The organism is Paenibacillus sp. SSG-1, from assembly GCF_002224835.1.
Classification (GTDB): Bacteria; Bacillota; Bacilli; order Paenibacillales; family Paenibacillaceae; genus Paenibacillus_AQ; species Paenibacillus_AQ favisporus.
In genome coordinates, this window is record NZ_MBRK01000001.1 from 5,917,069 (window position 1) to 5,941,630 (window position 24,562).

A 24,562-nucleotide genomic window follows, 5' to 3' on the forward strand; every position below is an offset into this window, starting at 1 on the left:
TCGGAGGCCTCCGGCGGCGCGAAAGCTGGAAGGAACTGGCGAAGAAAGGGCGAATCCTTAATAGATTGTTATAATCTGCCGATGTTGGGGAGGAAAAAGTCCATGAGTTTTTTAGACCGTTTGGAAAAATACGCCGAGCTCGCCGTCCGTGTTGCGGTTCATATTCAGCCGGGGCAGTCCTTGTGGATCAGCGCTCCGATCCATGTGCCGGAATTCGTGCGCATGATCGCCAAGCAAGCGTATCAAGCCGGGGCAAAGCTGGTTCATATTGAGTGGCAGGACGAGATCAGCACACAGCTGAAGTATCATCTCGCTCCTGACGAGGCTTTTGAGGAGTACCCGGTGTGGAGAGCAAAGTGGGTTCAGGAATTCGCCGAGAACGACGGGGCATTTCTTTTTATCGAATCGGCTAATCCCGAGCTGCTGAAGGGCGTAGACCCCAAGCGGATCTCAGCCCATTCCAAAGCGGCCAGCGCCGCTCTCTCCAAATGGCGGGAGTATATGTCCGCAAGCAAAATGACCTGGTCCATTATCGGCGTCCCGTCCGAGGCCTGGGCGAAGCTGGTCTTCCCGGACCTGGCACCGGAAGCCGCGGTCGAGGCGTTGTGGGAGGCGATCTTCCAAACCGCCCGTGTGAGCGGCGGCGATCCGATCCAGGCTTGGAACGAGCATAATGCGAATTTGCGCAGCAAGCGCGAATATTTGAACCGCAAGCAGTACAAGCAGCTTCATTATAAAGCTCCGGGCACCGACCTGCTGATCGAGCTTCCGGAGCATCATGTCTGGAACGGCGGTACCGCCCGGAATGAAGCGGGCAATGAGTTCAACCCGAACGTTCCGACGGAAGAAGTGTTCACTTCGCCCCGCAGGGAAGGGACCCGGGGAACAGTCCGCAGCACCAAACCGCTCAGCTACCAGGGAAACTTGATCGAGAACTTCAGCCTGACGTTTGAGGACGGAAAAGTCGTCGATTTTACGGCAGAGAAAGGTTACGAATTTTTAAAAGGCATGCTCGACATGGACGCGTCGGCCCGCTATTTGGGCGAAGCCGCGCTTGTACCGCACCACTCGCCCATTTCGGAGACCGGGCTCATTTTCTTCAATACGCTATTTGACGAAAATGCATCGAACCATCTGGCCCTGGGCGAAGCCTTCCCGACCTGCATCGAGAACGGAACCTCGCTCACCCGGGAAGAGCTCGACCGTGCCGGGCTGAATCACAGCATGATCCACGTGGATTTCATGATCGGCTCTGCGGACATGGACATCGACGGCATCACGGCGGACGGCCAAAGAGAACCTGTATTCCGTAAGGGCAACTGGGCGTTCTGATCCACCATACTAGTTAAGCAAAGCCCTCCAACCGCCTCACATGCAGGCCGGATGGAGGGTTTTATCTTGCCATCGATTCGGCCGTGCTGCGAGAGCAGCCTTTACGACTGATTCGATCCAATCCGAAACGAGATGCTCCGAAGGTCCGACCGCTGCATCCAGCGCTCAAAAGCCTGCACGGCGGCCTCCGCCACCTGAATATCCTGCTCGCTCGTCCCTCCGCTGACCCCGATGCCCCCAATGATGACATCGCCTGCTTTTAACGGGATTCCTCCCCCCAGGATGACCACCCTGCCCTGATTCGTCGTATTGATCCCGAAGGATGGCTGCCCGGGCTGAGCCGTTCTGGTCAGATTCGAGGTCGGCATCTGCAGGGCCACGCTGGTCCAGGCTTTGTTCTGGGCGATATCGATGCCCCCGATCCGGGCGTGGTCCATCCGGTGAAAGGCGACCAGGTTCGCGCCGTCGTCCACGATGGCGATGTCCTCTGCGAGCCCCATTTCCTTAGCTTTTTTCTCGGCTGCTTCGAGCAGCATTTTGGCAAGATCCAGCGTCATTTTCATGATCAGGCTACCTCCAGCTTCAATGTTCTTTCCCCATTGTATGGCCGCCAGCCCATAAGCGTGTTATTGGACGGAGAACGCTGTGAATTTGCCTGCAATGTGCAACATTTGGCATGACCGCCTCGTCAGGAACTATGAAGAGCAAGCATCATTTACCAATTGCATGCACGGTGAAACATTCCGATTCGCACTCGCAAGAACGCCATATAGAGGAGGAAAATGACAGATGAACAAAATTTACAAAGTCTTGGCAACCGCATCAATTTTCGCTCTGGCAGCCGTTCCGGTTGCGGCCAGCGCCCAGGAAGTTCCGCCCGCAGCCGCTCAAAGCGGACAAGGCCAGGTTCAAAATGAGGCCAAAGTGGTTCCTGCCACATGGGGACAAATCACGAACTTCGTGAACGACAAGACCGGCAAATCCATTACGGTTACGGGACGGGGGCTGGCTCCAAGCGATCAAAGCCAGATCATCCTGGCCATCACGCCGGAGACCAAGATCGTCGATGCCCGCGGGAAAAGCGTTCCCCTGAAAACCGTGATCGATGAGAAAAAAGTCGTGAAGGCGTTCTATGGACCGAATATTACGAAAAGCCTTCCGGCCCGCGGCACGGCGCTGACGCTTGTCGTTCAGGACAAGAGCTTTACCGCCATTGACGGTACTGTATCCGAAGTGAGAGAGAACGGCATCCTGGTCAAAGGAACCGATATTTACACCTCTAATGAGGACACGATTCTTCTGCACCTGGCCGATAAAGCCACCATCCTCAGCCAGGACGGCAAGGCGCTGACCAGCGGCGACATTAAAGAGGGCACGAGCATCCGAGCTTTCTATGGTCCTGAAGTGGCCATGAGCCTGCCGCCTCAAGCCGGAACGAATTATGTGATCGTGAACACGGAAGACACCGGAAGCGGTGAATCCGGAAATACAGATCAGGAACTTAAAGCAGGCACAGACGGCATCGTCACTAATACGGCGGACGGCAAAGTGACGGTCGTCGGCAAGGCGCATGACAAGGGCGGCGTCAACTACGTCATCCTCTCCGTCGATGACAAAACCCAAATCGTCGACGAAGACGGCAGGGCGCTGACCAAGGATGCCCTGAAGGCGGATATCCGCGTGGACGCATACTACAGCGATATCATGACGATGATTTATCCGGCCCAAACGCATGCCGGCAAAATCGTGGTGAAGAAGGCGGAAACGGTCAAAATTGAAGGTACTGTTAAAGCATCGGACCGGGCTTCGGCCGATCAGGTCTATGTAAACGTAGGTTCCGATGATTCCACCGACAACGACGTCATTCTGAACATCTCGAAAGATACGCCGGTCATCCCTACGATGGGCGGCGATACCAAGCTTCGCCCTGGCACCAAAATTATCGCCTATCATTCTCCGATCATGACCAAATCGATTCCCGGCATCACGAGTGCCGAAGCGATCATTGTGACGTCGGACGCCGATACGGTACAGCCTAAGTAATATCAACGTATACGCAGCTTGCATAAAAGCGCCCAAACCCTGCCGATTCTCCTGAAGAATCGGCAGGGTTTTTTGGGAGATAAGAATGTTATACCTTAGGGCTGCCGGATTCACGGGCGGGACCCGTTCATCCGATAATTGGCGAGCCTCGGACGATCTTGAAGCCCTTGCCGGATCGTCCACTGCGCCTTCATCTCTTTCGCTTTCTCCCGGCTAGCGCGACCGTCATCGGAATGATCAGCATCGTGTAGAATCCGAGCACCGTCATGCTGAGGATAAAAGCGCTCGTGTAGCTGCGCGCATTCGACTGCGATACGCCGTCCGCCACCAGCCTCTCGGCACCCCCGGCAGCGGAAGCGGTAACCTTGCATGCGCCGGGAGCCGCCTGTGCCTGACCGGCCGCTGCCGGGAAGCAATCGCGCAGCCTGGCCAGCGCCGTCTGCCCCTGCTCCTCCGACAAGGCGTAGGATGTCAGATGCTGCCGCAGCTCAAGCTCGGTCCGCGCCTCCGCCTGATTGGCATAATGGCTTAATGAGCTCATCCAGACAATGCCGATGAGGCCGATACCGATGGCAGAGGCGAGCTGCATCCCCGTCGTCAAAATGCCGGAGCCCGACCCGATATCCTGCTTCTCTACCTTGGACAGCACCACATTGGTCAGCGGCGCGGCGATAAAGCCTTGGCCTATGCCCAGCAGGACCAGAGCCGGCAGCCAGAACCATACATTCGGCGACCATCCGGTGGCCCAGATCGTCAGCGCGACCGCGAAATAGCCGACGGTGGTCAGCACCGAACCGACCGTAAGGACGTGGGCTCCAATTTTGCCCGCCAGCTTCGGGGACAACAGCGAGGCCAGAAAATACCCGATGCCCATGGGCAGGATGATCAATCCGGATTTCAGGGCACTGAATCCATGCCCCATTTGCAGCAAATAGGCCGTGATCAGAAAGAAGGCGGCTTGAGCGGTCATCATGAGAAAGATCACGGCCAGGCCCAAGCTGAATGCTTTCTGTCCGAACAGCCTCACGTTCATAAACGGCCGGCGCCCTTTGGCAAGCAGCCTACGCTGCGTCCATACGAATACGGCGAGGACAGGGCCGGACAGAATCAGGCTGATGACGAGCAGCGCCGGCCACCCCTCCTTCTGCCCCTGGACCAGCGGATACACGAGGAGGAGCAGTCCTGCCGCCGCCACGGCCGCACCGAACCAGTCCATCCGCGAGCGGTCCGAATCCCTCGATTCCGGAACGAACGGAGCCATCGCCAGGATGATCAATCCGATCGGGACGCTGAAGAAAAAGACCAGCCGCCAGTCGAGATGCCACGGATTCCAGCCGAGCAGCAAACCGCCGATCAGCTGGCCGGTCGAAGCGGCCAATCCCTGGGCTGCACCATACAGCCCGAAGATCATTCCCCTCTTCTCCGGCGGGTACTGCGCCTGAATAAGGGACAGCACCTGCGGCGATATCAGCGCCGCACTAAAGCCTTGAAGCACGCGGATGGCCGTAAGCACACCGACACTGCCCGAAATGCCGCATAACAAGGATGTTAATGTAAAGCCGGCCACGCCGATCAGGAGCATCTTCCGCCGTCCGTACCGGTCGCCCAGCCGCCCGCCGATAATCAAGGCCACGGCATAGGACAAGGTGTAGGCCGAAACGACGAACTGTACGCCGTAGAAATCGGCGTGAAGCCCCCGCTGAATCGAAGGGGTTGCCACATTGATGATAAAAATGTTCGCTACGGCCATAAATACGGACAGCAGCATCACCGCCAGCATTAAACGCGGCCTCTGGCGCGGCTCAGCCGCCGCCTGCGCAAGAGGCGCGGGAATGGAATTGACCGGTTGGTTCATCGCTTGCTTCATCCTCCTCTGGCGGATCCGGATATTTGACAGCAGCCGGAATCAGCCATTAAAATAAATGAGACAGATCTGTCTCGTTTGATAATCGTATGATACAGACAGATCTGTCTCATGTCAACAGCGAATTTACCTTATTTTAGGAACAGGTGATTAGAATGACCAAGAAGGAATCCGCCAAAGAACGGATACTGAAGGTGGCGTCCGATTTATTTTATAGCGAAGGCGTGCGTGCCGTGGGGATCGACCGGATCATTGAGGAATCGGGGGTCGCAAAGGCCAGCTTTTACCGCAACTTTCCGACCAAGGACCATTTGGTCGTGGCCTATTTGGAGCTGCATTCCAAGACCAGGATGGAAGCATATGAAGAAATAAAGCGGCAGTTCTCCGATTCGCCAAAGGAACAGCTCTACGCCCTCCTGGAGGAATTGGTTGAACGAATGAAGAGTTCCAAGTTCCGCGGCTGTCCTTTTATGAACGCCATCGTCGAGTTTCCGGATGAGGACCATCCCGGACACCAGGCAGCCATGACACACCGCTCCTCCCTTTGGAAAAATGTTGAGGATATTGCCCGCCGGGCCGGCGCCCGCGACCCGGTTCAGCTCACTTACCAGCTTCAGCTGCTGAAGGAAGGCGCCATGATGAGTGCCTACATGGATAAGGGGTATTACCATGCCGAGTATTTTCTGAACGCCTGCCAAGTGCTGATCAACCGGCAGTTTGATGAGCCCACTCCGTCCCGCCGGATAACCGAATAACATGGCGCCGCGGGCAGCAAACATGCGGGCAAGACCGAGGGCACTCTTCGTGCTTATTCCCGGCCTTGCCCGTTTTCATGCCTTACGACTTCGCTATCGCAAGCAGGTGGGAAGTGACGCCCACATACTCCCGGAAGGAGCGGATCCGTTCCTGCTCGAAACGGAACACGATTACCAGCTCATTCGTGTACGGCATTTCGTTAAAGATCCCCTCCGCTTGAAAGATAACGATCCCGGTATCCTCCTGCTCTACGCAGATGACCGGCGTTAGTTTGGCACTCATGCTTGCCCGTTCAAGCTCGACCAATTCCCGGAACCTCCCGGTTCCCCTCTGCTCTCCTTGCCATTCCTCAAAAGGGATCGGGACGATAAAACCAAAATCAGAGGTCACCAGCGCTTCAAACGCCCCCGTATCCCCTTCCTCAATCGCCCGGCGAAATGCATGAAACGCCTGCAGACTGCGCTCGTTTCCCTTTTCCATTGGTTCCATACAGCATCCTCCTCTATAGGGTTGATTATGCCTTTCCAAATCTTATGAACTCATTATATCGTTTAAACACGACAGGTACTGTCTTGTTTTTGTGATACACTTGAGAAAAAAATGAAAGGACGGGACGCCGATGTATAAATCCCAGCGGTTGATCCGGCTTATCATGCTCGTCAATGCTAAGAAAAACTTCACTCTCCGCGAGCTTGCGGATGAGCTGGGCGTGTCCCAGCGGACCATATCCAGGGACCTCATCGAGCTTGGCGAGCTGGGCATCCCCGTGTACTCCGTCCAAGGACGGGGCGGCGGTTTCCGCCTGTTAAACGAGCGGCTGCTGCCCGCGATCGCTTTTACCGAAAGCGAAGCGACCGCCTTGTTCTTCGCCTCCCAATCGCTGGCTTATTTTGGCTCCGTCCCGTTCGGTAAAGCGGCCGCTTCCGCCCTCGACAAGTTCTATCACTATCTCCCGCCGGACCTGAAAGAGAGAATCAGCCGCTTAACCGGTAAAATGGCGATTTGGAGCCCCCGGCGCAGCATGTCTGCCGAGTGTCTGGAAGTGCTGCTGCAGGCGGTTATGATTCGCAGCGCCGCAACCATTGTCTATCAATCCGGCACATCCGCGGACGAAAGAGTCATTCAGCCGATCGGCCTCTACTCGGACCAAGGATACTGGTACTGCCCTGCCTACTGCTTTACCCGTAAAGCTTATCGCCTGTTCCGGGCGGACCGTATCCGCTCAGCCGTGCTGAATGAAGAGGTCTGCTGCCTTGACGAGGTTGATGAGAAAACGGTGTTTAACTGGAATGAGGAGGAATTGAAGAAGGCGACGAAGACCGACTTCATCGTCCGACTGACTCCGGAAGGCGTCCGAATGCTGGAGGGGAACGGCCGGCTTCAGCCTCATATCGAATGCGAGCCCGATGGCAGCGGCAGGATCGGCATATCCATTCCCCGGAAGGACGTGGCGTTCTTTGCCGATATGGTCTGGATGTTGGGGCCCGAAGCGGTCATTATAGAGCCTCCCGAAGCCCGGGAATGGGTTAACGGCCGGCTGGCCGCCATGCAGCGGCAGTACGCGGAGAGCATTCCGGAATCTGAATCCAGGCAGGTAACGGACATACCAAAAAGCCAGGCCCCTTAAGGACCTGGCTGTAGTTTATCCCATTAATTACTTTGGTACTGTAAAGTGGTGCCGTATAGGTATTTCTGGACCCACGTGCAAGTTATAATACTACAGCCGGAAGTATAAGTCTATATTTTTGGCGGATTTTTTCTATACTTAGACTTATTCTTTCACAGGGAGGGTCTAAGATGTTGAACCAAAGCGAAGCCGATGAAAGGCGTTATGCCGAAGCGATGACAGACAAGCTGGGACAGGCGCTGGAAGACATCCGCGGGAAAATATCCGCTTCCTACCGCGACGTCATCGAGGCGAAAAAATATATGTGGGAAAACATTTCCCAACTGGATCCCGCGGAGCGGGCCGCGAACAAGGTCGACATCTCGCTTCAGATCGACTCGGGTGAGAAAGCGATCGACAAGGAGCGGAAGCTGCACAAGCTGTACCAGTCTCCTTATTTCGGCAGGGTAGACTTTCGGGAAAATGGCCTAAAAGAAGCCGATGCCTATTATATCGGGATTCATTCCTTTGCCGGGTCGGACGGGCATACGAATCTGATTTATGACTGGCGCTCGCCGGTCGCCAGCATGTTTTACGATTTCGGCGTCGGGCCTGCCTATTTCCTAGCTCCGCTGGGGCGGATCGAGGGCGAGCTGACGGTGAAGCGGCAGTACAAAATCAGGGACGGCCGCATGGAATATATGATCGAAAGCTCGATCAACATCGACGACGACGTCCTTCAGAAGGAGCTCAGCAGCACCTCGGACGAAAAGATGAAAAACATCGTCGCCACGATTCAAAAGGAGCAGAACGTCATCATCCGCAATGAAACCTCCGATGTTCTCATCATTCAGGGCGTGGCCGGTTCCGGAAAAACGTCGGTCGCCCTGCACCGTATCGCCTTCCTGCTGTACCGCTACAAGGAAACGCTGACGTCAAAAAACGTGCTGATCATCTCGCCGAACAACGTGTTCTCCGATTATATTTCGAGCGTTCTGCCAGAGCTTGGTGAAGAAAATATGATGGAAATGCGCCTCGAGGAGCTGGCGGAAGTGGAGCTCAAAGGGATTGCCGGCTTCCAGACGTTCTACGAGCAGGTCACCGTGTTGATGGACCAAGAAGACCCGGGCATGGTCGAACGCATCCGGTTTAAGGCGACTGCCGACTTCATCCAGAAGCTGGATGAGTTTGTCGCTTATGCAGAGCAGCATTATTTTGCGCCGGAGGATGTGCAGGTCGACGGACTGCAGATTTCTGCCGCAGAGCTGCGAGCCATCTATGACGGCACCCGCCGGATGCCCGTACTGTCCAGGCTAGAGCGGACCGCAAACCAGGCGGCGGCAAACCTCAGGGACGAGGATGGACAGAGGTTGTCCGCACCCCGGATTCGCAAAATCAAGGCGGCCGTTAAAAAAATGTTCCGTGCCTCCACCCTGCTGGCGCTGTACAGGGATTTTTACGACTGGCTGGGCAGACCGGATCTGCTTCGCATGGCAGGGCCGAAGAAGCTGGAATATTCGGATGTCTTTCCCCTCGTCTACCTGAAAATGTACTGGGAAGGAACGGCGCCATTTGATTTCGTCAAGCATCTGATCGTCGACGAAATGCAGGACTACACGCCCATCCAGTACGCCGTCCTTTCCAAGCTGTTCAACTGCCGCAAGACGATCCTCGGCGATGCCGGACAATCCGTCAATCCCTACTCCTCCTCTTCGCTTGCCGAGATCAAAAAGGTGTTCCCGAACGCGGATACGGTAGAGCTGTTAAAGAGCTACCGGTCCACCTATGAAATAACGACCTTTGCCCAGCAGCTCAAAGACAACAGCAGCGTCGTACCCATTGAGCGGCACGGCGAGCTGCCGCGGATGGTTGCCTGCGCAGACGGGGAGGAGGAAATGGAGCGCATCCGGTCTGTCCTCCAAGAATTTGTGCATTCCGAGTCGCGTTCCATGGGGATCGTCTGCAAAACAAAGGCCCAGGCGGACGAGGTCTATCAAAGCCTGAGGGACGCGTTTGACAACCTGTATCTGCTGGATTTCGACAGCGAGGAGTTCCACGAGGGCATCATCATCACGTCCGCCCATCTGGCGAAAGGCCTGGAGTTCGATGAGGTGATCGTTCCTTTCGTGAATAGCGAAGTCTACCGGAACGAGATGGACCGATCGCTGCTCTATATCGCCTGCTCCCGGGCGATGCATAAGCTGACGCTGACGCACAGCGGGGCACGGACGACGTTATTAAAAGAGCCCGGGGAGCTTTAGCCCCGGGCTCTTCCTTTTTATCCAAGATAAGATTCCAGCATCCAGACGTGCTTGTCGAGGTCCGCCTGCATCCCGATCAGCATATCTGCCGTCGGATGGTCGCCCGCGTCTTCCGCCAAACGGATCCCATCCTGCAGCTCCTTGCTGACCGCAGAGAAGTCATGGATAAGCGACTGCACCATACCGCGCGCATCCTCTTTTCCCGTGGCTTCCGCTACCGTGCCGATTTCAAGATATTCTTTGATCGTCGCGGCCGGTCTTCCCTTGATCGTCAGGAGGCGTTCGGCGATGTCGTCCGCTTTTTGCGTAATGTCGTTGTACAGCTCTTCGAACTTCGCATGGAGCGTGAAGAACTGTTCCCCTTTTACGTACCAATGGTAGTTATGGATTTTAACGTAAAGAATGCTGAAGTTCGCCACCTGCTGATTCAATACCTGTTCCAGCGTGATTGTCGTGTTTGCCATTTGTCATCCATCCCTTCTTTATGTGTAATGGACCGCCCTAGGCGATCCGGCTGAAGCTTTTGCGGCGGCCGTTCGTTACGGCTGCTTGGCGTCTTCTACGGGGACAACGGTAATGTCATCCACGTTCGATTCGCAGTGCGGGCAATAATGGCGGAGTTCGACTTCGTGGCCGCAGGCGGTATGCTTCAGGCTTTTATAGCATTTATCCAGGTGCTTCTCTCCCCACAGGATAAAAGCATGAAAGATCATTTCCATATCCCGTCCGCTTTCCGTCAATTCATACTCATACCGTGGAGGATGTGCGGAGTACAGGTTGGATACGATCAGCCCGTCCTCCTCCAGCTGTCTGAGCCGCTCGGATAACACATTCGCAGAGATCGTCGCCAGCCCCTGTTTGATCTCGTTGAACGTTTTTTTACCGACCAAAATTTCATGTATGATCATCAAAGACCATCGATCGCCAACGATGTTCAATGTTTGCGCAATGTTGCAATCCAGGTTGTAAATATTCTTCGGCATATCCATGACCCCCCCGTGTATCTTTGCCTCAAATGTGGTACTACCTTCTAATCCTACAGTGCCACAAATGACCGCTTCACGCAAATCGACCCCCGCGCGGCTCCCGTCAAAATCCTTCCAGTACGACCTTGCCAACTGTACGGCCGGTCTCCAGCAGAGCATGGGCTTTGCGAAGATTGGCGGCATTGATCGGTGTAAGCGTCTCGCTTGTGGTGGTCCGGATGACGCCCTCGTCCACGAGGCGTGCGACTTCGTCCAGCAGCTTGTGCTGCTCGATCATATCCGGCGTTTGGTACGTGGAACGGGTAAACATGAGCTCCCATACGAACGTGACGCTTTTATTCTTGAGCAGGGTCAGGTTGAGCAGCTCATCCGTCTCTACGATCGAGCAAATCTTGCCTTGCGGCGCGATCGCTTCCGCCATGTTCGCCCAGTGCTTCTCCGTGCTGTTCAAGCAGAGGATGTAGTCGACCTGCTCGATGCCGGCCGCCTTAAGCTGCGGCAGGAATGCTTCAAAATGGTTGATGACGTGGTCCGCCCCCAGCCCTTTCACCCAATCGGCCGATTCCGGGCGGGAAGCCGTGCCGATGACCGTCAGGCCGGAATATTTGGAGAGCTGTGTCGCAATCGATCCGACCCCGCCAGCTGCTCCGATAATCAGGATGGTTTTGCCGGTGTTGTCCGCCTGGTTCTTGGAGACTCCAAGCCGGTCGTACAAGCTTTCCCAGGCTGTAATGGTCGTTAGCGGCAGCGCCGCCGCCTGTGCAAAATCCAGCGTCGATGGCTTCTTGCCCACAATGCGTTCGTCCACCAGATGAAATTCGCTGTTGCCGCCAGGACGCGTAATGCTGCCGGCATAGTACACTTCATCGCCCGGCTTAAACAACGTCACATCCGGACCTACCTGCTCGACGACGCCCGCGACGTCCCATCCCAGCACTTTTGGCACGCTCTCCACGCGGTCTTTAGGCGAACGGACTTTATAATCGACAGGATTCACTGAGATGGCTTGGACTTTCACCAGCAAATCCTTGCCTGTCGGCACCGGCTTTTCCAGCTCGACGTCAATCAGGCTTTCTTGATGATCAATCGGTAAATACTTATACAGGCCTACAGCTTTCATCGTCTCTTTTACTTTCGTCATGGTTGTTCTCTCCCTTATACATGTGATTTATCGTGTTAAGCTGAGTGACGTTGTGTCCGTCAATATGTAAGCGATGAGCTCGTAGAAGAGCTCACTGGATCGCGCCGAGCAAGTCGTTGATCGTCTCCGCCATCGACGGATGCGTAAAAATGGTATCGCGGAGTACGGAGTACGGCTGCCCGGACTGCATGAACACGGACACGATGTTCACAACCTCGCTGGACTCCGCACCGAACATAGTAAACCCGAGCAGACGGTCCGTTTCGGCGTCGACGACCGCCTTCAGCAGACCTTCGGTCTGTTTCAGCTGGCGTGCCCTCGTCGATGCGGTAACAGGTAATTTTGCCGTTTTCACGGTGTGCCCCCGCTTCAGCGCCTCCTGTTCCGTATACCCGACTTGGGCCAGCGGAGGATCGATAAACACGGAGTAAGGAACGAATCGCCGGTCGCCGGTCGTACGCGTCCGGTCACCGAACAATTGATTCTTGAGAATCCGGTAGTCGTCCAGCGAAATGTACGTAAACTGCGGGCCGCCGTTCACGTCGCCGATCGCCCAGATATGCGGCACAGTGGTCTGAAGCGTCTCGTCGACCCGGACGAAACCTCGCTCCGTCACTTCAACGCCTGCGGCTTCAAGATTCAGCCCGTCCGTATTGGCCTGTCTTCCGGTGGCGACCAGTACGGCATCCGCTTGGAGTGTGTCCTCACCGTCAGGTGTGGACAGCAGCAGCTGAACGGATTCCCCTTGTTCCGCAATCCGGGACACCTTGGTCTGCAGCCGAAAGCGGATGCCCTTGGCCTCCAGCACCTTTTTGACCTCTTCGGCAATCTCCCGGTCCTCTCTCGGCATAAATACGCCGCCATTCTCAAGAACGGTCACCTCTGAGCCGAAGCCTGCATAGATGGAGGCGAATTCCAGGCCGATATAGCCGCCGCCGATGATGGCCAACCGGGAAGGCAGCTTCGCCAAGTCCAGCATTTCCGTGCTCGTATAGACATGAGCTCCGTCAATCCCGGGAATGTCGGGAAGGACCGGTTTTGCCCCCGTGTTGATGAAAATCCGCTCGGCCTCGGCGAGGATGCTCCCAGCTTCCGTTTCCACCCGAACTTCGTGCGGGGATTGGAACGAAGCCGTCCCTGTCAATACCGTGATCCCCGGATGGCTGTTCAGGTTATTGAAGTTCTTCCCGCGCAGCAGGGTAACCAGCTCATCTTTCTCCTGAAGGGCGCGCGCATACTTCGCCTGCCGGGACTCCGGACCGTTCCCTTCCTCCTGCGAAACGATATGCGACTGATAGGCCAGCGCCTTTGTGGGAATGCAGCCGATATTGATGCAGGTTCCGCCATACATCAGAGGTGACTTTTCCACGACGGCGACTTTCAATCCCTGCTCGGCCAGAAAGGGGGCCAACGTTTTTCCGCCTTTGCCAAAGCCGATAATTAACGCATCGAACGTTTCCTTGATCATCGGATGATCCATCCCTTCTCAAATGAAGCTCTTACTTGTTTTTTTCTCGTCATGATCTGCTTTGCTGAGCGCTCACCAGTTGTGCTCGTTTCTATGTAAGTCATAATACAATACTTAGTTAGTTTTTGCAACCCACTAATTTAAAAAAACTTACTTTTTGGCTTTTTGGAACCCCTTCGTTCCCTTAACGAAGGGGAAAAAAGGTAAGTTTGACGCCGATTGATCAACGGTTCCCGGCTGTTCACTGCAGCAAAAAAAGACAGCCGATCCTCATGGCGGCTGCCTTCCTTGAACTGCTTTATCTGCTGCTTCCCATCGTTATATTTGCCGGGTTTCGTTCCCGCCATTACATTTTCGTGATCATCCACGTTACACCGAACCGGTCAATGACCTCACCATAATAAGCGCCCCATGGCTGAAGGGCAAAAGGATACTTGCTTTCTCCGCCCTCACTCAGCTTGGCATAGGCCGCTCTGGCTTCCGCCTCATCGGTATATGTTAAAGAAAGGCTGACGCTGCGGTTATACGAAACCGGTTCTAACGCGTCGGACAGCATCAATGGATTCGTTCCTGCCACCGTTACCGCCAAGTGCATCACTTTATCCTTCATCGCCTCAGGCGCTCCGGGCGCGTCTCCGTATGTACTGACAAACTGAATTTCCCCGCCGAGGGCCTCGATATAGTAATTCGCCTGGCTTCTTGCATCCACCGACATCAGATAAGCGTTCATTTGTGCTCCCATATTGTTCAACAACCTTTCACTGTTTTTTGTCTTTACATTAATTCGACGTATGCATGTCGGCGAAATCGACACGGAAGCAAAAAAATATTCAAAAAATTTTTTAATACAAAAAATGAGCTGCTTCCACGGTCATCTTCGCCCCGTTCGAGCAGCCCTTCAATTATAGTTATCCATCTGATTTATTTTTAAGGCTGAATGGATGCACCGGTCGCATACCATTTGCCGGATTTGAGTTGGAGTGTCAGCCGGACCGGCTCCCTGAACCCGAAATGCTCACCGGAATACTGCTGGGTCACATAAGCCTGAGATACGCCGAAGAAATGCAGCGGAAATACGAAGCCAATGTCGTGAACGGCGGGGTCATACGCATAATCCTTGTCCGTCATGCCTCGCTGGACCGGATGGATGTCATCATAGACAGCTTCATCCATGTATTCGGTATAGCCCGGATCCCCGCTCATGGCTGCCACCAATATCCGTTTCGTATCATGGGCGATCCAAGCCCCAAATCCAATGTACGCAGCCACGAAAGCGATGATCAGCGATAACGCTAGCCTTTTCCCCTTCATGTCGGTCCCCCCTTGGTTATTCCAGGTTCCGCAGTTCTGAAGTACTCCCTGCTAGTGAACGAGCCGCGTAATCTGCTTCTTTTTCCATGAGAAGCGGTAGTAGCTGTACACCAGAATGAAGCTGGCAATGAACGCCGCCGGATACCCGATCCAAATGCCTTCAATGTCAAGGCTTGTGTGGTACGAGAGCACATAGGCCACAGGGACCTCTACGCACCAGATCGACACGATGTTGAAGACCGTCGGCCACAGCACCGTGCCGCTGGACCGCATCGTCGCCCCGTAAATCTGCGTATGGCCGAAGATAAGGTAGCTCCACAGCGTGATCATGAGCAGCCGGTGGGCAATGTCCAGCGTATCGCCGCTCGTAATGAACCAGGACAAAATATGCTCCGAAAACAGATACACCGGGATAATGATGATGGCCCCAATGATATAGTTAAGCATAATACCCACGCGGATGACCTGTTTCAACCGGTCCAGCTGACCGGCCCCGATCGACTGCGCTCCCAGCACCGATACGGTCATGCCCAGGCTGATCGCCGGCATCTGGACGTAGCTCGCCACCTGGTTCCCCGCGCCGTAGGCCGCAGTTGCGTCGGACCCGAACCGGTTGACGAAAATAATGACCGCAATCTCGGACAGCGACACCAGAATCATGCTGATACTGGACGGAATGCCGAGACGAAGCAGCAGCTTCAGCATTTCCCGGTCCATCCCCAGGTGCCTGCGCACCGAAGCGTCGAACTGCAGCGGGTGCTTCTTCCAGCGAAGATACCAGAGCATCGCAATAAAGGTCACGATCGTGGAGACGAGATTCGCGTAAGCCGCGCCGTACAGGCCGAGCTTGGGCAGCCCGATCCAGCCAAAGATCAGCACGGGCAGCAGAATCAGGTTCAGCGCCGTACTGACGATCAGAAAATAAAACGGCGTTTTCGAATCGCCCGTTCCGCGCATAAATGTCGTATAGACTGCATACAGGAACAAAAACGGCAGGCTCCAGAACATGATGCGGGCATAATGTACGGAAATGTCGATGATGTTGGACGGGGTTCCGATCAGAAGCAAAATGTCTTCGGTAAAGATGCCTCCCAGCACCGCCAGGACGATGCCGAGGATGACCGTGAAGGTCAGCGTCGTGCCGACAACCGCCTTAAGCTTCTCCTCGTTGCGGGCACCGTAAGCCTGGCCGATCAGAATGGCACTGCCGGAGCCGATCCCGATCACAAAGGATATGACCAGAAAAAATAACGGGAAAAATGCGGATATCGCTGCCAGTGCCTCAACCCCGATCCAGCGCCCCACGACGATGCTGCCGACCAGCTGGCCGACGGACTGCAGGGCGTTGCTCAGAATAAGGGGGATAAGGAAGGCGATCATGGCCCGCAGTACCGTATCCTTCTTCTCGGGAGCACCCGGCCCCGGCCTCTCGGATGGCACGGCACCGGAGGCGCCTTTTAAACCTTGCTCGGTAGAACTCATGTAAAACCATCTCCTTTAATGATCATCCATTTGAAAGGTTTCCGCATGCTCATCAATATCCCATGTCCTTGAGCAGGCGGGACAAAATGCGGAACCGCTCGCCCAGCAGCTCGCCGTCTTCGTTCAGCGCTTGGGCAAACAGCTTGATATCCTCGTCAATCATCGGATTGTCCGTGCATACCGCCACTTCCATGGCGTCCCCCTGCACCCCTACCCGGTCAATGGTCGCCTCTTCCGGGTCATACAGCTTGGGATAGCGGTACGCCTCGCTGAAGTAAGCGCTGCTGCGCAGGATCAGAATCGCCAGATCCAGCACCCGGTGCATCGGAAGCTCTTCGGATTGGCGCGACCATTTCTCGCCGGTATAACGCCATACCTTGGCGGAAATGTCCACCTTCCCGCGCTCGTTCCACTGGGCAAGGCCCAGGGACAATCCCTTGGCATCCGTGCTGTACGCCTTTCTGCCGTCGATGTTTTCGTAATTCTCGGAAACGATGACCGGTTTATGTTTTAACGTTGTTGGGATCCTCATGGTTAGATCATCTCCACATTTTCTAATTTATCTTTCCAGATGTCGCGCAGGAGCTCCAAGTCCTCCGTATAGTCGGTTTTGGACTCATCCTTGTCGTAGGCGAGCGTGTCCACAACCTTCACTTCAAACTGGCTCTCCCCGTATTCGTTCCATTCCCGCTGCAGCTCCTTGCATTTGTGCAGGCCAGATTTCAACATAAACTGATGCCGGTTCAGCATACTTTTCATATCCTGCGTAAAACCCAGATAGATGCGTCCGGAAGGGACACACTTGAGCATATATACGCCCATTTGGGGTTTCATTTCTTTGTATTGGGCGATCAGCTCTGCCCTGCGGCTTTTATCCATCCGATTCATCTCACTTTCCCGATTAACATTTAGTAATTTACTAAATCAGTAATTTACTAAATAACTAGATCATTTATATTACAGATATTGTATCCTGTCAAGGAATTTGGAAAACCTTTGGGATGGAATATCGGCATCCGCCCTTTTATGATGGGTAAATTGCCTTGCATTCAAATGCAGAAAAAAAGCACCCGGCCGTTAGCCAGGTGCCTCAGGGAATCGGCGCAGCCTCGCGCCTTCCTATTTATTTTCCAGCTTCGCCTGCTCCACCCGCTGCTGCGCCGCCGTATAGGTGTCGATCAGCTTTTGGACGCCGAGGCCGTTGATTTCCTCCACATATTTATCCCACTCGCTTAATTTCCGCGTGCCCAGGACGAACTTGGAGAAATTCTCTTCGCGGTATTTCTTCACAGCCTGCCCGGTCACCGACAGCACCTCGTTCTCCGCGTCGGTAAAGGCCGGTTTCGGCTGCATCGCCGGCGGATCGTACTTGGCGGCTTCCTCATAGGCCTTCTTCAAATCGTCCGAGAACAGCGACAAGTGCGCGTTAAAGTCGATCCACGTGTACGTGCCGCTCGTCTGCAGACCGGTCTGCTTCCTCATTTCCGTCACGTCGGTATACTCTGGCTTAAATTTCTTTTCCCCGTTTTCCACCGTATAAGTCTCGCCTTCCTTGCCCCAGCTGCTTAAGTTTCGCCCATCTTCACTGTAGAAAAAGTCCATGTACTTCATAATTTCGTCTTTATGCTTGGAGCTCGAGGCAACGGTCAGACCGCCCTCAAGATAGTGGAAATACGGGTTCAGTTGTTTCATGCCCGGCAGTCCTGCAGGCGGTGCCATGAACTGCAGGCTGTACTCCGGATTATCCTTGCGCATCGCGTTGTTGAAGAAGTCGACGCGGCTGATGTAATCGATTGTCACAAAGGATTGGCCCGTGGACATGACGTCCTGCCACTGCTTCGTCTGGATCGACAGGAAATCCGGCGGAATCAGCCCTTCCTCGTAGAAGGTATGCCACATCTCCACCATTTTCTTGTAGTTGTCCTCGGTCGGTCCGAACTTCCACTTGTTGTCGTCAAAATCGTAATATACGTCCGTGCCCGTATCGAAGTTGGTCGTCAGGTTGGCGTACATCTCATCCGGAATTTGCCCGAAGCGCATCGACAGCGGATAGCTGTCCGGGTACAGCTGCTTCAGCTTTTTCAGTACCTGGTGCAGCTCCTCATAAGTCTTAGGCGGCTGCAGTCCGTTTTTCTTGAACACATCCTCGCGGTACAGCCAGATCATCCGGTTCGTCTCCCCAAAGCCCTGGTTCGGGAACATATACATTTTGCCGTCCGCAGACAGCGCGGCCTTGGCTTCCTCCGGATACTGCTCCATCCACTTTTTCAGGTTCGGCATTTGGTCGACATGGTCCAAAATGTTTTCCAGCGCGCCCTGGTCCCCGTATTTGTTGGAGTCCCTTCGGCTCGACATATACATGAGGTCCGGGAGATTGGCCGAGGCCATGACGAGGTTCAGCGTGTCGCTCAGCTTGCCCGAAGGCGTCTGCACGTTCAGCGTGACCCCGGTTTTCTCCTGAATCCACTTCCAGATCGGCCAATCCTTGCTGTACGGGAAGGTCGCATTGTTGTCGAGGAGAGCCGTTAAGGTGACCGTCTCCTTCTGTCCCCCGGTTCCGGCATTTGGTGTCGTACTCGTCTCTTCCTTCTTCCCGCTGGTGCATCCGGCTGCGGCAATGACGATCAGCAGTGCGGCCAGCAGCGCTGAAGCGATCTTTCTTTTCTTCATTCGTTTCGCCCCTTTGATCAAAATTGGAACATCACAGTTATCCCTTCACCGCGCCGATCATCGATCCTTTCACAAAATATTTCTGGACGAACGGATATATGATCAGGATCGGAATGGTGGATACCATGATCGTCGCAAACTTCAGCGAATCCTCGACCACCATGTTGTCCCCGCCGATCTGCGTCACCTGCCCGGAGCTGACGCTTCCGGCAAGCACCAGATTGCGGAGGATGACCTGAAGCGGGAACAGGTCGGGATTGCGTAAATACAGCAGCGGATTCATGAAGTTGTTCCAGATGCCTACCGCATAGAACAATGAGATCGTAGCAAACACCGGCTTGGATAACGGCACGATGATGCGGAAGAAGATGCCGATGTCGTTCAGCCCGTCGATCCGCCCCGATTCCTCCAGCTCCTTCGGAATGCCGCTGAAGAACGTCCGCATCAGAATGAGATTCCACGTGCTGACCGCTCCCGGGAGCACCATGCCCCAGATCGTATCGACCAGCCCGAGCGAGCGGACCACCAGAAACGTCGGGATCATGCCCCCGCTGAAAAACATCGTAAACACGATCAATAGCGTAAAGCCCTTGTGAAACGTCATGTCGCTGCGAGACAGCGCATAAGCGCCCATGGACGTAATGATCATCGCAATCGCCGTGCCCAGCACGGTGTAGATGATCGTGTTCCGGTAGGCCGACCAAATTTTCGGGTCCCCCAGCACCAGATCGTACATCCGGAGATTAAAGCCTTTTGGCCACAGCGTGACCTCTCCCTTCATGACGTACACGTCCCCGCTGAGCGAAACCGCAAGCATGTAAACGAACGGATACAGCGTCACGGCGGCGACACCGAGCAGAATCAGCGTATTGACGATGGTAAACAGGCTGATCCTGCGGCGGCCGCGCACCTCCCCTGCACTTACCATAGGCTGGTTCCCCCCAGTCTGCGGCTGATAAAGTTGGCCGAAAAAATAAAGATGAAGCTGATGACCCCCATGAACAGATCAATGGAAGAGGCGTAGCTGAAGTTCCCCTGCTCCATCCCGACCCGGTACACATAGGTGCTGATGATGTCCGCCGTGTCGTAAATGGCCGGGTTATACATCAGAAATACTTTCTCGAAGCCGATCTCGAGCACCTTCCCGATATCGAGGATCAGGATGATCATGATGGTCGGGGCAATGCCGGGCAGCGTCACATGCCACAGCTTCCGCCACCGGTTTGCCCCGTCGATGCTGGCCGCTTCATACAGCTGAGGATCGACCGCGGTCAGCGCCGCCAGGAAGATGATCGTCTCCCATCCGATGTGCTGCCAGATTTCCGACAGGACATAGACCGGCCGGAACCATCCCGGCTCCATCATGAAGTTGACCGGCTTGCCGCCGAGCGCGGTAATCAGCTCATTGATGATCCCCCCATTCGGGGACAGGAACATGATCACCATGCTGGCCACGATGACGTTGGAAATGAAATGCGGAAGATAGCTGACGGTCTGCACCCATTTTTTGAACACGGCATTCCGGACTTCGTTCAGCAGCAGGGCCAGAATGATGGGCGCCGGAAAGCCGAAGACCAGCTTGTAAACGCCGAGCAGCACCGTGTTTTTCATCAGCACCCAGAAATCCGGGTTCTCGAAAAACATCCGGTAATACTTGAAGCCCACCCACTCGCTCGCCCAAATGCCCTTGAACACGTTGTAGTTTTTGAATGTAATCACGAGGCCGAACATCGGTGCATACTTAAAAATCGCGTAATACAGCAGGCACGGGAGAAACAGCAGCCATAAGTATTTGCTTCGTCTCCAGGCCCGCTTCAGCCTGCTCTGCATGGTCATGCCGCTGCGGCGCTTTACGTTCAGGCCCGGCAGGCCTGCTTCAACGATTCCCGACACTTCCGATTGTGCTTGTTTCACCCACATGCGCACCTCCCTCTTTGGTCATGGGCCGTGAAACCCTGTACCCGAATCATACTTGAACGCTTCTCCATAAATAAATCTGCACGTTTGTGAGGATATCCCCTTTTTCCGGGGTCAGCCGGAAGATTGTAGAGATACCCGAAAAGGTGAATATTGTTTGAATGCGAAAATAAATCTTATGATATACATAGATTGAACTAAAGAAAGGAATGTTCTAGGCATCTATTGGGCCGTTATAACAGGAAGTCCAATGCAAAACTTTAGTTCAATCTATATAGGTAACAGAGCGCACACTGCCGGAGGTGTTCAAGAGATGTCACTCATGCTGACGAAAAAACTGGGGTATACGACGCTTTTCACGAAATTGCTGCTTGGATTTCTGGCCGTCATCTTGCTTCTTGCCGCCTTCAACCTGGTTTCCTTCTTCTATTTAAAACGCCAGATCCACCAGGAGATCGTCAAGTACAACGAGCTGAGCATTAATCACGCGGTGGAGGGCTATGAGGATCATTTTCGGCTGACCCGGGAAATGGTGCTCGGTCTGAACCAGAACAGCCTCTGGGCGACCCACATCAATTTGCTCCGGCATGCGAGAGTCAACAAGGCTTACGGCTACGTCAACGACGTCATTGCCGAGATGAAGCAGCTGTACACGAATCCCTTCCTTTATATTGACAACCTCATCATTGACTTCCGCAGCGACGCCTACGTCATCGAGAAGGACGGGACAAGCAGCGCAAATGCGATGTTTAGCACGTATTACATTAGCCCTTCCTACCCGCCGGAGTTTTGGGACCGACAGTTTGACGAATCGTACGCCTACCGCGTGTTTCCGGCTGCCGCCTTTACCGAGAACACGGCGGGCCACACCGTGTCCAAAGGCGTGCTGATGCCCATGATCATTAAAATGATGCCTTACCGCGACATGTACTTCATCGTCATGATCGATGCCCAAAAGCTGACGCAGGACCTGCACGTTTCGATCAGCGACCAGTTTTATATTTTGAATGCTGACGGGCAGCCGCTCTACCAGACGTCGGCCGACATCAATTCGGGTCTCGTCACTTCGTTTGATCCGGGCCGTTCCTATATGCAAACGAAGGATTACTATTATTTTTATAAAAAGGGGGCCGGCACGGGCTTCACCTATGTCAGCCGGGTTCCGGTCCAGAGCATTTCCGGCCAGCTCCTCAATCTGAACCTGATCCTGCTGTCGCTGCTCGCCATCGTCGGCGTCCTGATCGTGCTCACCTTCCTGTTCAGCCGGCGCATGCACCAGCCGATTCGGCTCATCGTCGACGAACTGAAGGGCTACGAGACCGACGCCGGCAGCGGCACGGATAACGAGCCCGTTCGCGAAATCGAGCTGATCACGCGAAAGATGCACCACATGCGCATCTCCCACCAAAGCATTTCGCGCGATCTGGCACGCAAAAACTCCATGCTCCGGCATTACGCCTACACCAACAAGCTGAAGAACATCCATATGAACCTGAAGGAGATCCAGGAGCTGACCGATACGAGCCTGCCTTACGTGGTGGTGGTCTACCAGGTGCTGTTTAAGGATGCCTTCGAGCATTATCAGCAGAAAACGGGTAAAGGCTCTTATTACCTCCGCGTGTACGTCGACAATGTATGGCGTCAGGCTTTTCCCGATGCCGTCACGATCCAGACTGAGCCCCATCAGATCCTGACGCTGCTGTTCCTGCCCGATCCGGAAGCGGATCTCACCCCATACATGCAGCGGCTGCTGCAGGTGTTCTCCGTGGACCGCGACAGCTATCTCGTCACGATGGCCCATGGAGCCGTTCAGCCGGCGGGGGCGGACTTCACGGCTGCGTATGAGCAGGTCCAGGAGCGGCTGAAGCTGCGCCGCCTGGTGGATGAAACGCAGTGGATTCGGCCGGACGCCCCTGACGGCGGAGCGCGAGGCGAGCGCTACCTCAAAGCGATGTGGGAGCAGGAGTTCCAGACCCGCCTGATGAGCGGCAGCGAGGAAGGCATGCAGGAATGGGTCCGGCGCAGCCTGGACCAGCTCGAGAAGAAGCAGGCGGTGGCCAGCGACTACCGGCAGTTCGCCAAAGATGTGGCGGGCGAGCTGGATAAAGCGCTGCGCCAGCTTCCCGCGGCCGCATCGGCCGATGCCGGCGGCCGCCCGGCGCTCGAGGAGACCCGGCGCTTCTACTGCCGGACGCAGTACGAGCGCTGGTTCGCGGACCTGCTGCACCCCGTGCTGCAGGGAATCCGGCGCAAGACGGAGGAGCATGATCCGATCACATCGTTCGTGACGGAGTATATGTGCACGCATCTGGACGAGGACATCAACCTCGACATGATGGCCGACAAGCTGAACATTACGTCCGGCTATCTGTCGACGTACTTCAAGGAGAAGACCGGCGTCAATTTCAGCGACTATCTGAACGACCTGCGCATCCGGACCGCCAAGGAGCTGCTGCAGAACCTGGATCTGCGCATCCAGGACGTGGCGGCCCGGGTCGGCTACCGCAACGTGAACTCGTTCATCCGCATGTTCAAGCGCCATGCGGGGATTACGCCTGGGGAGTATCGGCGCAAATATGCATCGTAGAGGGGAGTGATGGCGGGCAGGCTGGACGTGAGCAGCGTGGTACAGGCAGTCGTCCGGTAAATGACAGCTCATAATAAAGCTGGTACCTCGGCGCTCGGGTGGACGCTCCGTTGGCATTGATGCTTCATGTTACTTCGGGTGCTCGGGTGGACGCTCCGTTGGCATAATGCTTGCTGATGCTTTGTGGTTCTTGGCGCTCGAGTGACGCTCCGTGTACGGATCGTTCTTCGTTGGTACTTCGATGCTCGAGTGGACGCTCCGTGTACGGATCGTTCTTCCGATCGCTGTTGTCTTTGGATTTCTTGACCGGAAACATACCAAGGGTGAAATCCAAAGACAAAGGCGACCGCTTCGCTTCTCCAGATCGATTCCGCCCACTCCGCTGGGTCGAGGTTGGAGTTACGGTGCTAAAGATTAATGGCATGAACGGCCGTCGAACCTCAGCAGGGCCTGCCGCCATCACATGTGGGTAAGTAAAAACCCCCACCCGGTCTGCGTATCCGGGTGGGGGTTCATGTTTTGGTTCAGCCCGCGCTATGCTTGGGGCTGGATAAGACAAAAGCCACCGCTTCGCTTCTCCAGATCGATTCCGCCCACTCCGCTGGGTCGAGGTTGGGGTTACGTTGCATAATGATTAATGGCGTGAAAGGCCGTTGAAGCTCAGAAGGGCCTGCCGCCATCACATGTGGGTAAAGTAAAAACCCCCACCCGGACTGCGTATCCGGGTGGGGGTTCATGTTTTGGTTCAGCCCGCGCTAATCTTGGGGCTGGATCAGACAAAGGCGACCGCTTCGCTTCTCCAGATCGATTCCGCCCACTCCGCTGGGTCGAGGTTGGAGTTACGGTGCATAAAGATTAATGGCATGATAGGCCGCCGAACCTCAGCAGGGCCTGCCGCCATCACATGTGGGTAAGTAAAAACCCCCACCCGGTCTGCGTATCCGGGTGGGGGTTAATGGTTTGGTTTAGCACGCGCCAAGCTTGGGGCTGGATAAGACAAAGGCGACCGCTTCGCTTCTCCAGATCGATTCCGCCCACTCCGCTGGGTCGAGGTTGGGGTTACGTTGCATATTGATTAATGGCATGAACGGCCGCCGAACCTCAGCAGGGCCTGCCGCCATCACATGTGGGTAAAGTA

The 24,562-nt window shown here is 55.0% G+C and carries 22 protein-coding genes; 6 read left to right on the plus strand and 16 right to left on the minus strand.

The features are described from left to right. The first annotated feature begins 102 nt into the window (after window positions 1–102). Complete coding sequence (locus BCV73_RS27135; RefSeq protein ID WP_089549233.1) at window positions 103–1,332, plus strand: aminopeptidase; 1,230 nt, start codon at window positions 103–105, stop codon at window positions 1,330–1,332. A 101-nt stretch (window positions 1,333–1,433) separates the two neighbouring features. Here the strand turns inward: BCV73_RS27135 and BCV73_RS27140 are convergent, their stop codons facing one another. Next, complete coding sequence (locus tag BCV73_RS27140; protein WP_089549234.1) at window positions 1,434–1,898, minus strand: GlcG/HbpS family heme-binding protein; 465 nt, start codon at window positions 1,896–1,898, stop codon at window positions 1,434–1,436. A gap of 223 nt (window positions 1,899–2,121) precedes the next feature. On the opposite strand from BCV73_RS27140, the gene BCV73_RS27145 reads away from it, so the two are divergent. Continuing rightward, on the plus strand, window positions 2,122–3,375 hold the full coding sequence (locus tag BCV73_RS27145) for a peptidase (protein ID WP_089549235.1): 1,254 nt from the start codon (window positions 2,122–2,124) through the stop codon (window positions 3,373–3,375). A gap of 190 nt (window positions 3,376–3,565) precedes the next feature. On the opposite strand, the gene BCV73_RS27150 is transcribed toward BCV73_RS27145, so the two are convergent. Further along, window positions 3,566–5,230 carry an MFS transporter gene (locus BCV73_RS27150; protein ID WP_076172644.1) on the minus strand — a complete coding sequence of 555 codons (1,665 nt, stop codon included), beginning with the start codon at window positions 5,228–5,230 and terminating at the stop codon, window positions 3,566–3,568. A 164-nt stretch (window positions 5,231–5,394) separates the two neighbouring features. Here BCV73_RS27150 and BCV73_RS27155 point away from each other — a divergent pair, with 164 nt between their 5' ends. Further along, window positions 5,395–5,994, plus strand: a complete 600-nt coding sequence (locus BCV73_RS27155; protein ID WP_076172642.1) for a TetR/AcrR family transcriptional regulator — start codon at window positions 5,395–5,397, stop codon at window positions 5,992–5,994. Window positions 5,995–6,076: 82 nt separating this feature from the next. On the opposite strand, the gene BCV73_RS27160 is transcribed toward BCV73_RS27155, so the two are convergent. Beyond that, complete coding sequence (locus BCV73_RS27160) at window positions 6,077–6,484, minus strand: nuclear transport factor 2 family protein (protein ID WP_244169320.1); 408 nt, start codon at window positions 6,482–6,484, stop codon at window positions 6,077–6,079. A gap of 130 nt (window positions 6,485–6,614) precedes the next feature. Here BCV73_RS27160 and BCV73_RS27165 point away from each other — a divergent pair, with 130 nt between their 5' ends. Both BCV73_RS27165 and BCV73_RS27170 read left to right on the plus strand, forming a co-directional pair. Beyond that, window positions 6,615–7,622, plus strand: coding sequence for a helix-turn-helix transcriptional regulator (locus BCV73_RS27165; protein ID WP_089549236.1), 1,008 nt, complete (start codon window positions 6,615–6,617; stop codon window positions 7,620–7,622). Between the two features lie 170 nt (window positions 7,623–7,792). Further along, complete coding sequence (locus BCV73_RS27170; protein ID WP_089549237.1) at window positions 7,793–9,862, plus strand: HelD family protein; 2,070 nt, start codon at window positions 7,793–7,795, stop codon at window positions 9,860–9,862. 17 nt (window positions 9,863–9,879) lie between these two features. On the opposite strand, the gene BCV73_RS27175 is transcribed toward BCV73_RS27170, so the two are convergent. The 12 genes from BCV73_RS27175 to BCV73_RS27235 all read right to left on the minus strand — a co-directional run bounded on the left by BCV73_RS27175 (window position 9,880) and on the right by BCV73_RS27235 (window position 20,756). Then, complete coding sequence (locus BCV73_RS27175) at window positions 9,880–10,326, minus strand: Dps family protein (protein ID WP_089549238.1); 447 nt, start codon at window positions 10,324–10,326, stop codon at window positions 9,880–9,882. Window positions 10,327–10,401: 75 nt separating this feature from the next. After that, a complete protein-coding gene (locus BCV73_RS27180) occupies window positions 10,402–10,845 on the minus strand; it encodes a winged helix-turn-helix transcriptional regulator (RefSeq protein WP_076172945.1) in 444 nt (147 codons plus the stop codon). A 106-nt stretch (window positions 10,846–10,951) separates the two neighbouring features. Next, window positions 10,952–11,989 (minus strand): zinc-binding alcohol dehydrogenase family protein, encoded by a 1,038-nt coding sequence (locus BCV73_RS27185; protein WP_089549239.1) that lies wholly within the window; start codon window positions 11,987–11,989, stop codon window positions 10,952–10,954. Between the two features lie 91 nt (window positions 11,990–12,080). Continuing rightward, a complete protein-coding gene (locus tag BCV73_RS27190; protein ID WP_256993017.1) occupies window positions 12,081–13,469 on the minus strand; it encodes an NAD(P)/FAD-dependent oxidoreductase in 1,389 nt (462 codons plus the stop codon). Window positions 13,470–13,803: 334 nt separating this feature from the next. Next, a complete protein-coding gene (locus tag BCV73_RS27200) occupies window positions 13,804–14,199 on the minus strand; it encodes a VOC family protein (protein ID WP_089549241.1) in 396 nt (131 codons plus the stop codon). Between the two features lie 185 nt (window positions 14,200–14,384). Next, a complete protein-coding gene (locus tag BCV73_RS27205) occupies window positions 14,385–14,768 on the minus strand; it encodes a hypothetical protein (RefSeq protein ID WP_089549242.1) in 384 nt (127 codons plus the stop codon). A gap of 51 nt (window positions 14,769–14,819) precedes the next feature. Next, complete coding sequence (locus BCV73_RS27210) at window positions 14,820–16,148, minus strand: MATE family efflux transporter (protein WP_244867494.1); 1,329 nt, start codon at window positions 16,146–16,148, stop codon at window positions 14,820–14,822. A gap of 154 nt (window positions 16,149–16,302) precedes the next feature. Beyond that, a complete protein-coding gene (locus BCV73_RS27215; protein WP_076172624.1) occupies window positions 16,303–16,782 on the minus strand; it encodes a DUF6530 family protein in 480 nt (159 codons plus the stop codon). A gap of 2 nt (window positions 16,783–16,784) precedes the next feature. Further along, window positions 16,785–17,129, minus strand: coding sequence for a GIY-YIG nuclease family protein (locus BCV73_RS27220; protein WP_076172621.1), 345 nt, complete (start codon window positions 17,127–17,129; stop codon window positions 16,785–16,787). A 240-nt stretch (window positions 17,130–17,369) separates the two neighbouring features. Next, complete coding sequence (locus BCV73_RS27225; RefSeq protein ID WP_076172618.1) at window positions 17,370–18,920, minus strand: extracellular solute-binding protein; 1,551 nt, start codon at window positions 18,918–18,920, stop codon at window positions 17,370–17,372. Window positions 18,921–18,957: 37 nt separating this feature from the next. Further along, the gene (locus BCV73_RS27230) at window positions 18,958–19,848 is read right to left on the minus strand and encodes a carbohydrate ABC transporter permease (protein WP_076172615.1); all 891 of its coding nucleotides are present in this window, start codon (window positions 19,846–19,848) and stop codon (window positions 18,958–18,960) included. Next, window positions 19,842–20,756, minus strand: coding sequence for an ABC transporter permease (locus BCV73_RS27235; protein WP_089550423.1), 915 nt, complete (start codon window positions 20,754–20,756; stop codon window positions 19,842–19,844). Before BCV73_RS27235 ends, BCV73_RS27230 begins: the two co-directional genes overlap by 7 nt. A gap of 403 nt (window positions 20,757–21,159) precedes the next feature. On the opposite strand from BCV73_RS27235, the gene BCV73_RS27240 reads away from it, so the two are divergent. Next, on the plus strand, window positions 21,160–23,424 hold the full coding sequence (locus tag BCV73_RS27240; protein ID WP_179232079.1) for a helix-turn-helix transcriptional regulator: 2,265 nt from the start codon (window positions 21,160–21,162) through the stop codon (window positions 23,422–23,424). Window positions 23,425–23,548: 124 nt separating this feature from the next. Here the strand turns inward: BCV73_RS27240 and BCV73_RS35495 are convergent, their stop codons facing one another. Beyond that, a complete protein-coding gene (locus tag BCV73_RS35495; RefSeq protein WP_218828199.1) occupies window positions 23,549–23,740 on the minus strand; it encodes a hypothetical protein in 192 nt (63 codons plus the stop codon). Window positions 23,741–24,562 lie beyond the last annotated feature (822 nt).

Excerpts from the sequence above, each read along its gene's own strand:
- BCV73_RS27135 (WP_089549233.1), top strand. The coding sequence starts at position 103 with ATGAGTTTTTTAGACCGTTTGGAAAAATACGCCGAGCTCGCCGTCCGT.
- BCV73_RS27145 (WP_089549235.1), top strand. The coding sequence starts at position 2,122 with ATGAACAAAATTTACAAAGTCTTGGCAACCGCATCAATTTTCGCTCTG.
- BCV73_RS27150 (WP_076172644.1), bottom strand. The coding sequence starts at position 5,230 with ATGAACCAACCGGTCAATTCCATTCCCGCGCCTCTTGCGCAGGCGGCG.
- BCV73_RS27155 (WP_076172642.1), top strand. The coding sequence starts at position 5,395 with ATGACCAAGAAGGAATCCGCCAAAGAACGGATACTGAAGGTGGCGTCC.
- BCV73_RS27160 (WP_244169320.1), bottom strand. The coding sequence starts at position 6,484 with ATGGAACCAATGGAAAAGGGAAACGAGCGCAGTCTGCAGGCGTTTCAT.
- BCV73_RS27165 (WP_089549236.1), top strand. The coding sequence starts at position 6,615 with ATGTATAAATCCCAGCGGTTGATCCGGCTTATCATGCTCGTCAATGCT.
- BCV73_RS27170 (WP_089549237.1), top strand. The coding sequence starts at position 7,793 with ATGTTGAACCAAAGCGAAGCCGATGAAAGGCGTTATGCCGAAGCGATG.
- BCV73_RS27175 (WP_089549238.1), bottom strand. The coding sequence starts at position 10,326 with ATGGCAAACACGACAATCACGCTGGAACAGGTATTGAATCAGCAGGTG.
- BCV73_RS27180 (WP_076172945.1), bottom strand. The coding sequence starts at position 10,845 with ATGCCGAAGAATATTTACAACCTGGATTGCAACATTGCGCAAACATTG.
- BCV73_RS27185 (WP_089549239.1), bottom strand. The coding sequence starts at position 11,989 with ATGACGAAAGTAAAAGAGACGATGAAAGCTGTAGGCCTGTATAAGTAT.
- BCV73_RS27190 (WP_256993017.1), bottom strand. The coding sequence starts at position 13,469 with ATGGATCATCCGATGATCAAGGAAACGTTCGATGCGTTAATTATCGGC.
- BCV73_RS27200 (WP_089549241.1), bottom strand. The coding sequence starts at position 14,199 with ATGGGAGCACAAATGAACGCTTATCTGATGTCGGTGGATGCAAGAAGC.
- BCV73_RS27205 (WP_089549242.1), bottom strand. The coding sequence starts at position 14,768 with ATGAAGGGGAAAAGGCTAGCGTTATCGCTGATCATCGCTTTCGTGGCT.
- BCV73_RS27210 (WP_244867494.1), bottom strand. The coding sequence starts at position 16,148 with ATGATCGCCTTCCTTATCCCCCTTATTCTGAGCAACGCCCTGCAGTCC.
- BCV73_RS27215 (WP_076172624.1), bottom strand. The coding sequence starts at position 16,782 with ATGAGGATCCCAACAACGTTAAAACATAAACCGGTCATCGTTTCCGAG.
- BCV73_RS27220 (WP_076172621.1), bottom strand. The coding sequence starts at position 17,129 with ATGGATAAAAGCCGCAGGGCAGAGCTGATCGCCCAATACAAAGAAATG.
- BCV73_RS27225 (WP_076172618.1), bottom strand. The coding sequence starts at position 18,920 with ATGAAGAAAAGAAAGATCGCTTCAGCGCTGCTGGCCGCACTGCTGATC.
- BCV73_RS27230 (WP_076172615.1), bottom strand. The coding sequence starts at position 19,848 with ATGGTAAGTGCAGGGGAGGTGCGCGGCCGCCGCAGGATCAGCCTGTTT.
- BCV73_RS27235 (WP_089550423.1), bottom strand. The coding sequence starts at position 20,756 with ATGACCATGCAGAGCAGGCTGAAGCGGGCCTGGAGACGAAGCAAATAC.
- BCV73_RS27240 (WP_179232079.1), top strand. The coding sequence starts at position 21,160 with ATGCTGACGAAAAAACTGGGGTATACGACGCTTTTCACGAAATTGCTG.
- BCV73_RS35495 (WP_218828199.1), bottom strand. The coding sequence starts at position 23,740 with ATGTTTCCGGTCAAGAAATCCAAAGACAACAGCGATCGGAAGAACGAT.